This window comes from Micromonospora sp. 4G55 (assembly GCF_016803375.1).
In genome coordinates this window covers 1-7958 of sequence record NZ_JAEVHN010000270.1, presented here as the reverse complement: position 1 = coordinate 7958, position 7958 = coordinate 1, and the positions used below count along the sequence as shown (strand labels likewise).

Genomic DNA, 7958 nt, shown 5'->3' with positions numbered 1-7958 from the left:
CCCGCTGGGCCCCGGTGGTCCGCGACGGTCGGGCGCGCAGCGGCTCCGGGTCGCGGTCGGCGGGCTGACCGACGCGTTCGGCCGGCCCCGGGGCCGCGCTGATCGTGCTGCTCGCCGGCTGCGCCGCGGTGGTGGCGATCTGCTGGCCGCTGGGGGAGGCGCTGTCCCGCCTCGAACCGCACGTCGACCATCCGGTCTTCGACTACGTGCACGCCCGACGGGTCGACACCTGGGCGGAGGTGAACTCCTTCTACACCGCGCTCGGTGATCGGTACCCGCTCAAGTGGGTCACCGGCGTGGCGACGGTGGTCTTCGTCGTCCTGTGGCGGCGCCGCCGGTGGTGGATTCCGCTGGTCGTGCTGCCCCTGCAGTTCGTCGTCGAGCAGTACCTCCAGGCCGTCCTGGCGACCATGGTGGACCGCGGCCACCCCCCGACCGACCTGGGAACCTACCCGTCGGGCGGGTGCGCGCGGATCATGCTGACCTTCGGCACCATCGCCGTGCTGGCGATGTTGACCTGGCGCCTGCCGCGCGGCGTCCGGGTGGCCCTGATGACCCTGGTGGTGACGCTGGTCAGCCTTGAGGGCTACACGCGGATCTACGCCGAGAAGCACTGGCTGACCGACGTGCTCGGCGGCTGGATCTTCGCCGCCCTGCTGTTCGGGGTGACGGCGCTGGCGCTGCTCGTCGCCGAGGGCCGGCTCCGGCCACCGGCAGGGCGGACCGAGCCGACCCGGCAGGCGGTCACCGTCGGCACCTGAGCACCTGGCCCGGCCGCCGACACTCCCCGTTGTGGCGACCGGCCCCTCACCCCTCGACACGGAAGTTGGGCACGACGTGACCACCCTTCTCGTCGCCTCCACCGGTGGACACCTCGCCGAGCTGCACGACCTGGCCCCCCGGCTCGGTGTGCAGGACGACTGCGTCTGGGCCACCTTCGACTCGCCGCAGAGCCGGTCGCTGCTCGACGGCCAGGAGGTCATCCACGTCCCGCCGGCCACCACTCGGGACGCGGTGGGCGCGCTGCGCGACCTGTTCGCGGCCCACCGGGTGCTCGGCGGTGGACGCTTCCGACAGGTGATCAGCACCGGCGCCAGCGTGGCCATGTCGTTCTTCCTGCCCGCCGTCCGCCACGGGCTGGCCTGCCACTACATCGAGAGCGCCACCCGCACCGAGGGGCCCTCGCTCACCGGACGGCTGGTCGCCCGGGTGCCCCGCACCCGGCTCTACACCCAGTACCCGGGCTGGGCCGTCGGCCGGTGGACCTACGGCGGCTCCATCTTCGACACCTACGTCGCCACCCGGCGGGTGACGCCCCGGCCGGTGGCGCGGATCGTGGTCGCCCTCGGCACCCACGACCGGTTCGGGTTCCCCCGGTTGCTGCGTCGCCTGGTCGACGTTCTCCCGCCGGAGGCGGAGGTCCTCTGGCAGGTCGGCTCGACGGTCGTTCCGCGGATGCCCGCCGGCGCCCGTCGCGAGGTGCCGTACGCCGAGATGCAGCAGGCCATGCGGGAGGCGGACGTCGTCGTCACGCACGCCGGGGTCGGCTCGGCGCTGGCCGCGATGCGCGCCGGGCACCGTGCCGTCTACGTGCCCCGCCGCCGCCGGCACGGCGAGCACGTCGACGACCACCAGGTCGCGATGGCCCGCGAACTGGACCGCCGGGGGCTGGTGCTGGCCCGGGAGGCCGACGAGATCACCGTCGAGGACCTGGCCGAGGCGGCCTCGTGGACGGTCGGCGCGAGCGGCGCGCCGGCACCGTTCCGGTGGACGACGTGACGCCGGGCCCGGCCGGCCCGGGCACCGGTCGAGGCGGGATCCCCGTCCACCGTGGGCCGTATCGCCGCGACCCGGACGACCGCGACCGGACCGAGCCGCCGCCCAACCGGACCGGTCGGTCGATGGTGCGACAAATCGGAACCCAGCAAGCTACGCAGGATCTCACTTTCTCCTTGGGGGCGCCAGTGCTGCTCAGAACGTCGTCTCGATCGCGCCGGGTGGCGGGGGCTGCGGCGGTGGCTCGCCGCGTTCGCCGCGCCGGTGCTGGCCGCCGGTCTGCTCGCCGCGCCCACGCCGGCCCAGGCGGACGGCCTTCCGCCGGTGCCCATGACCCTCACCTCGCCGAACCCGGCCGACAACATCCCGCACGCGCAGAACGGGGACGTGAAGGCCTTCGCCGAGATCGGCACCACCGTCTACGTCGGTGGCTCGTTCACGTCGATCAAGGCGGCCGGCGACGCGAGCTGGACGGCCCGCAACTACCTGTTCGCGTACGACCGGACGAGCGGGGCGCTGAAGACCGGCTTCACCCCGGCGCTGGACGGCGCGGTGCACGCGCTGGCCGTCAGCCCCGACGGCAAGCTCATCGTCGGCGGCGCGTTCGGCACGGTCAACGGCGTGGCCCGCAAGAACCTGGTCGAGCTGGACCCGACCACCGGCGCCACCGTCGGCTCCTGGGTCGGCCGCAGCGACGGCGGGCTGGTCCGGCGCACCATCGTGGTGGGCAACAAGCTCTACATCGCCGGCGCGTTCCACTGGGTCAACGGCACCCAGCACCTGCTGCTGGCCCGGCTGGACGCCACCACCGGCGCGATCGACCCGACGTTCCAGATCGACGCCAGCGTCGCGCGCAGCAGCGTCGAGCTGGTCTGGGGCCTCGCCGTCGCCCCGAACGGCGAGTCTCTGGTCGCGGTCGGCAACTTCACCCAGGTGAACGGCGCGTCCCGCAACCAGGTGGTGCTCGTCGAGCAGCTCAAGGGCACCCCGAAGGTCGCCAACTGGAGCACCCAGCGGTACGTGGCGCAGTGCGCCGCCGGCTTCCCGTTCTACGCCCGCGACGTCGACTTCTCCGACGACGGCAGCTATTTCGTGATCGCTGCGGACGGCGGCCGGGCCACCGGGGCGTACTGCGACACGATCGCCCGTTTCGAGACCGCCACCCGGGGCGCGGCCATCGACGGCACCTGGGTGGACGACACCGGCCACGACTCGGTGACCTCGATCGAGGCGGCCGACAACGTGGTGTACGTCGGCGGTCACTTCCGGTGGCTGAGCAACGCCAACGGTGACGACTCCGCGGGCGCGGGCGCCATCAACCGGTACGGCCTGGGGGCGCTCGACCCGATCAACGGCATGCCGCTGGTGTGGAACCCGACCCGCTCGGGCGCGCCGGCCGGCACCACCGAGTGGGGCCCGATCCTGTGGGAGCTGTGGCGCGGCAGCAACGGCCTGCTCGCCGGCTTCGACAACGACGGGCTCGGCAACGAGTACCACGGCCGGATGGGGCTGTTCCCGCTGGCCGGTGGCCGGACGATCCCGGCGGTCAACGCGCCGACGGCCGCCTCCGGCTACCTCTACGTCAGCACCGCCGACGGCCAGGTGACCAAGGTGCCGTTCGACGGCACCACGCTGGGCACCCCGGTGGCGACCAGCCAGCCGAACCTCACCGCGGCGGGCGCGGCGTTCTCCGTCGGCAACAAGCTCTACTGGTCCAAGACCGACGCGACCGCACCGAACGGCAGCTATTTGGACGTGTCGATCTTTTCGGCCGGCTCGGTGGGCGCGCCCTGGGTCGGCAGCGGCTTCAACTCCTGGTTCAAGGCCAACACCATGAGCGGGGCGTTCTACCTCGACGGCCGGATGTACTACACGAAGGCCGGCATCAACAAGCTCTTCTACCGCTACTTCGAGCCGGACGGCCACATCGTCGGCTGCACCGAGTTCACCGTACCCAGCCTCAACATCTACTGGGGCAATGCCCGCGGCCTGGCCTGGGTCAACGGCAAGATCGTGTACGGCAACGTAGACGGCGTGCTGCGCACCGTCCCGTTCAACCAGAGGGCCGTCGAGGGCAGAGCCTCGTTCCGGCTCGCGCCCGCCTCGGCCGGCGTGAACTGGTCGAGCCCGACGCTGTTCTTTGCCACCTCCTGACAAGCTGCGCGTACCGGGCGGTCCGTCGGTGTCCGAGCGACGACCGCGACGCCCGTACCGCAGGGGCCGGTCGGCTGTCGACCGCGGGTGAACGGTCGGCCACAATGGGACGACCCGCCGGTGCGGTCCTCGCCCGGCCGGCCACCCCTTCCTCATCGCGCAAGGACCTGACCTGATGGACGTGACCGACGTCGCCTCCGCCCGGCAACGCCCGGTCGGCCTCGTCGAGCTGGCCCGCATCCCGCTGCGGCGGTGGCGGACCGTGCTCGCCGCCGCGGCGCTGGTGCTGGCGGCCGTGTTGACCTACCTGTTCGTGCTGCCCGCCACCTACACCGCGACCACCGCCGTGGTGGTCCGGCCGGTGGTGACCGACCCGTTCTCGGTGCCGTCCGGCGGCGCCGACCGCGCGGTGAACATGACGGCCGAGAGCGGGATCGCCACCAGCAACGACGTCATCGACAAGGTCGCCGCCATCACGACCGGGACACCAAGGAGGTGGCCGACGCCCTGGAGGTGGAGACCCCGGTCGGTGGGCAGGTGATGCGCTTCAGCTACGCCGGGCACAGCGAGCGCGAGGCGGTCGACGGTGCGAACGGCGCCGCCGAGTCGTACCTGGAACTGCGCAAGGGCATGTACGAGAACCAGCGCGCCGCGGTGCTCAAGTCGTACGACGACACGATCGACCTGGTCACCGCCCAGCGCGCGACGACGCAGCGGTCGCTGCCGGCCAACCAGAGCTCCAGCAACCCGTCCCCGCGCACCAGCGCCCTGCTGGACCAGCTGCGGGCGCTCAACGACCAACTCGCCACCCTCGCCGAGCAGCGGTCCAAGGTGGCCTCCGCCGACCTGAGCCCCGGCTCGGTGACCAGCGCCGCCCGTAGCCCGGTGCCTTCCAGCCGGGACGCGGCCTCGCTGCTCCTGGTCGCCGGCCTGCTCGCGGGTCTGCTCCTCGGCGGGCTGGTGGCGTTCGTCCAGGAGTCCCTGGACCGCCGGGTACGCACCGCCGCCGAGGCCGTCGCGACGGTCGGCGCGCCGCTGCTCGGCACGGTCCGGCGCCGCCGGGGCGGGCAGCCGGACGATTCGGACCTGCGCTACCTCGTGCTGGCCCTCGGCCGCTGGGTCGACGGGCCGCAGCGGACCCCGTTGGTGGTGCTCTCCTCGGCGACCGACGAGGGCCGCGAGGAGGTCACCGCCGGGCTCGCCGTGGTGCTCGCCGCCGCCGGCCACGACGTACGCCTCGGCGTCACGCCGGAGAGCCTGGACCGGATCCGCCCGTTGATGCTGGACGCGCAGCGCCGCAACCCGCCGGTGGAGCCGGTCCGGTCCCGCCCGCTGCCCCGTCCCCGGCCGGTGCCCGCCACCACGCCGGCGACGACGGCGGCCGCCGGGCCGGAGGACACCGCCGTCATCCCGGCGTCCGCAAGCCCCGACCGTTTCCCACCCCCGCCGAGGCGAAGAACGGCGCGGTGTACCGCTCCACCACCACTGCGGCGGACAAGACGGAGGTCATCCCGACCGCCTGGCCGGCGACCGCCGAGGGCGCGGCGACCGACGGGCAGGAGCTGCGAATCGGCGCCGGCAAGGTCCGCCTCGTCGACCTGGACGGCGCCACCTCGGACGGGCTCACCGTGCTGGACGCGCCGCCCGCGCTGCACGACGAGCGCGGGGTTCGGGCCGCCCGGGAGGGCCGGGCGCTGCTGGTCGCGGCCCGCGACCGGACCGGACGTCAGCTGACCCAGCTGGTGGACCGGCTGCGCGCCGTCGGGGTGGAGCCGGTCGGATTCGTGCTGACGGGGGACGGCCGTGACTGACCGCGACCAGCCGGGCGCCGCGACGGGTCCGGCGTACCCGGCGGTGACCGTGGTGGTGGCCACCCGCGACCGTCCGGGGCTGCTGGAGCGGGCCGTCCGGGCGGTGCTCGACCAGGACTACCCGGGGCCGGTCGAGTGCGTGGTGGTGTACGACCACACCGAGATCCGCCCGCTCGACCTGGCCGTGCCAGCCGGGCGCGCCCTGCGGTACGTGACCAACACGCACCGGCGCGGGTTGCCCGGCGGCCGCAACACCGGCGCGGACGAGGCGACCGGCGACCTCATCGCGTTCTGCGACGACGACGACTTCTGGCTGCCGACCAAGCTGACCCGCCAGGTGGAGCTGCTGGCGGCCCGCCCCGACGCCGCCGCCGCGAGCTGCGGCATCCGGCTGGAGGGCCCGGGCATCGCCAAGGAGCGGCGGCTGGACCGGGCCGAGGTCGGCCTGCCCGACTTCGTCGAGGACCGGGTGATGGAGGTGCACTCCAGCACCATCCTGGTCCGGCGGTCCACCTGGGACGTGGTCGGCCCGGTCGACGAGGAGCTGCCGGGCGGCTACGGCGAGGATTACGAGTGGCTGCTGCGGGTGGCCGCGCACGGCCCGGTGGTGATCGTGCCGGAGGTGCTGGTGGTGGTGGACTGGCACGGCGGGTCGTTCTTCTTCGGCCGCTGGGCGATGATCGTCGAGGCCACCCGCTACCTGCTCGACAAGCACCCGGAGCTGGCCGGCAGCCGGACCGGGCTGGCCCGCCTGCACGGCCAGATCGCCTTCGCGCTCGCCTCCGGCCACCGGCGCCGGGAGGCGCTGCGCGAGCTGGGCCGGGTGGTCCGGCTCAACCCCCGCGAGAAGCGGGTGCTGGTGACCGTGCCGGTGGTGCTCGGCCTGCTCTCCGGGGAGCGGGTGCTCCGGCTGGCCCAGCGCCGGGGCCGGGGTGTCTGACCGGCGGTCGGCGGCGGCCGTGCCGCCGCTGCCCACCTGGCCGCTGACGGCCATGTTCGCCCTGATGCCGCTCTGGTGGGCGCTGGGCGCGTTCTACCTGGGCTGGTCGGTCTTCGGGTTTGTCCTACTCGCCCTGCTGGTCGCGCGCGGGCGCCTCGCACTGCCCCCCGGCAGCCTCGCCTGGCTGGTCTTCCTCACCCTGGTGCTGCTCAGCGCCAGCCGGTTGGACCGGGCCACCGCCTACCTCACCTTCGGGCTGCGCTTCGGCTTCCTGGTGACCGCCCTGGTGGTCTGCGTGTACGTGCACACCCTGGTCCGCCAGGGCACCCGCTGGGACCACGTGCTGCGCCCGCTGGGCTGGTACTGGCTGGGCCTGGTGGCGCTGGGCTGGCTGGCCGTGCTCGCGCCCACCTTCGCCCTGACCACCCCGGTGGAGATGGCGTTGCCGGACGACATCTCGGCGAAGCGGTTCGTCCAGGCGCTGACCCACATACGGGCCAACGAGTTCAACCCGCAGTCGCGCACGCCGATCTACCGCACCGCCGCGCCATACCCGTACACCAACAACTGGGGCACCGCGTACGCGTTGCTGGTGCCCTGCGTGCTGGCGTACCTGACCTCGGTGCGTACCGGGCGGTTCCGGGTGGCGTTGTGGGTGTCGCTGCCGCTGTCGGTGGTGCCGGCGTTCCTGACGCTCAACCGGGGCATGTTCCTCGGCCTCGGCGCCGGCCTGCTCTACCTGGGCCTGCGCGCCCTGGTCCGGGGCAACGCCCGGCTGATCGTCTCGATCGGCGGGCTGGTCGTGCTGGTCTGGGTGGTCAGCCTGGTCGTGCCGGTGCAGGAGATGATCGACGCCCGGGTCAGCAGCACCGACACCAACGTCGACCGGATGGACCTCTACGTGCGGACCTGGCAGGCGGTGGAGCGCTCGCCGCTGCTCGGGTACGGGGCGCCGAAGAGCGTGGACACCACCCTCGCCGAGGAGCCGCTGGGCACCCAGGGCCTCATCTGGCAGATCCTCTACAGCCACGGCATCCCGGCGCTGGTGGTCTTCCTCGGCTGGCTGGTGCTGGTGGCCCGGCGGCTGGCGGCTGCGGTCTCGCCGGCCGGGCACTGGCTGAGCACCGTCCCGGTGATCGCGCTGGTGGTCGTCCCGGTCTACGCCTACATCGACCCGAACCTGTCGGTGATCTTCTTCGCTGTCGGGCCGGCTGGCGGCGGTCGGCGGACCGGTCAACCGGGCGCCGGACCGGCCCGTCCACCATGGCCCAACCGGT

Annotated in this window: 7 protein-coding genes; all 7 read left to right on the top strand. The window is 73.4% G+C overall.

Annotation, left to right across the window (positions count from 1 at the left end; all coding sequences use genetic code 11):
• Positions 1 to 104 precede the first annotated feature (104 nt).
• A complete protein-coding gene (locus tag JNW89_RS20855; protein WP_238450182.1) occupies positions 105 to 761 on the top strand; it encodes a phosphatase PAP2 family protein in 657 nt (218 codons plus the stop codon).
• Positions 762 to 837: 76 nt separating this feature from the next.
• A complete protein-coding gene (locus JNW89_RS37750; protein WP_238450181.1) occupies positions 838 to 1779 on the top strand; it encodes a glycosyltransferase in 942 nt (313 codons plus the stop codon).
• Positions 1780 to 2040: 261 nt separating this feature from the next.
• On the top strand, positions 2041 to 3930 hold the full coding sequence (locus tag JNW89_RS20845) for a delta-60 repeat domain-containing protein (RefSeq protein ID WP_238450180.1): 1890 nt from the start codon (positions 2041 to 2043) through the stop codon (positions 3928 to 3930).
• Positions 3931 to 4105: 175 nt separating this feature from the next.
• Complete coding sequence (locus JNW89_RS20840) at positions 4106 to 4471, top strand: Wzz/FepE/Etk N-terminal domain-containing protein (protein ID WP_238450179.1); 366 nt, start codon at positions 4106 to 4108, stop codon at positions 4469 to 4471.
• Positions 4426 to 5664 (top strand): hypothetical protein, encoded by a 1239-nt coding sequence (locus JNW89_RS20835; protein WP_238450178.1) that lies wholly within the window; start codon positions 4426 to 4428, stop codon positions 5662 to 5664. Before JNW89_RS20840 ends, JNW89_RS20835 begins: the two co-directional genes overlap by 46 nt.
• A 69-nt stretch (positions 5665 to 5733) precedes the next feature.
• Positions 5734 to 6681, top strand: coding sequence for a glycosyltransferase (locus JNW89_RS20830; RefSeq protein WP_238450177.1), 948 nt, complete (start codon positions 5734 to 5736; stop codon positions 6679 to 6681).
• On the top strand, positions 6674 to 7958 hold a 1285-nt coding region (locus JNW89_RS37745; RefSeq protein WP_238450176.1), incomplete at its 3' end, for an O-antigen ligase family protein. The genes JNW89_RS20830 and JNW89_RS37745, both read left to right, overlap by 8 nt.

Coding starts and splice junctions, on each gene's coding strand:
- JNW89_RS20840 (WP_238450179.1), top strand. CDS start 4,106: ATGGACGTGACCGACGTCGCCTCCGCCCGGCAACGCCCGGTCGGCCTC.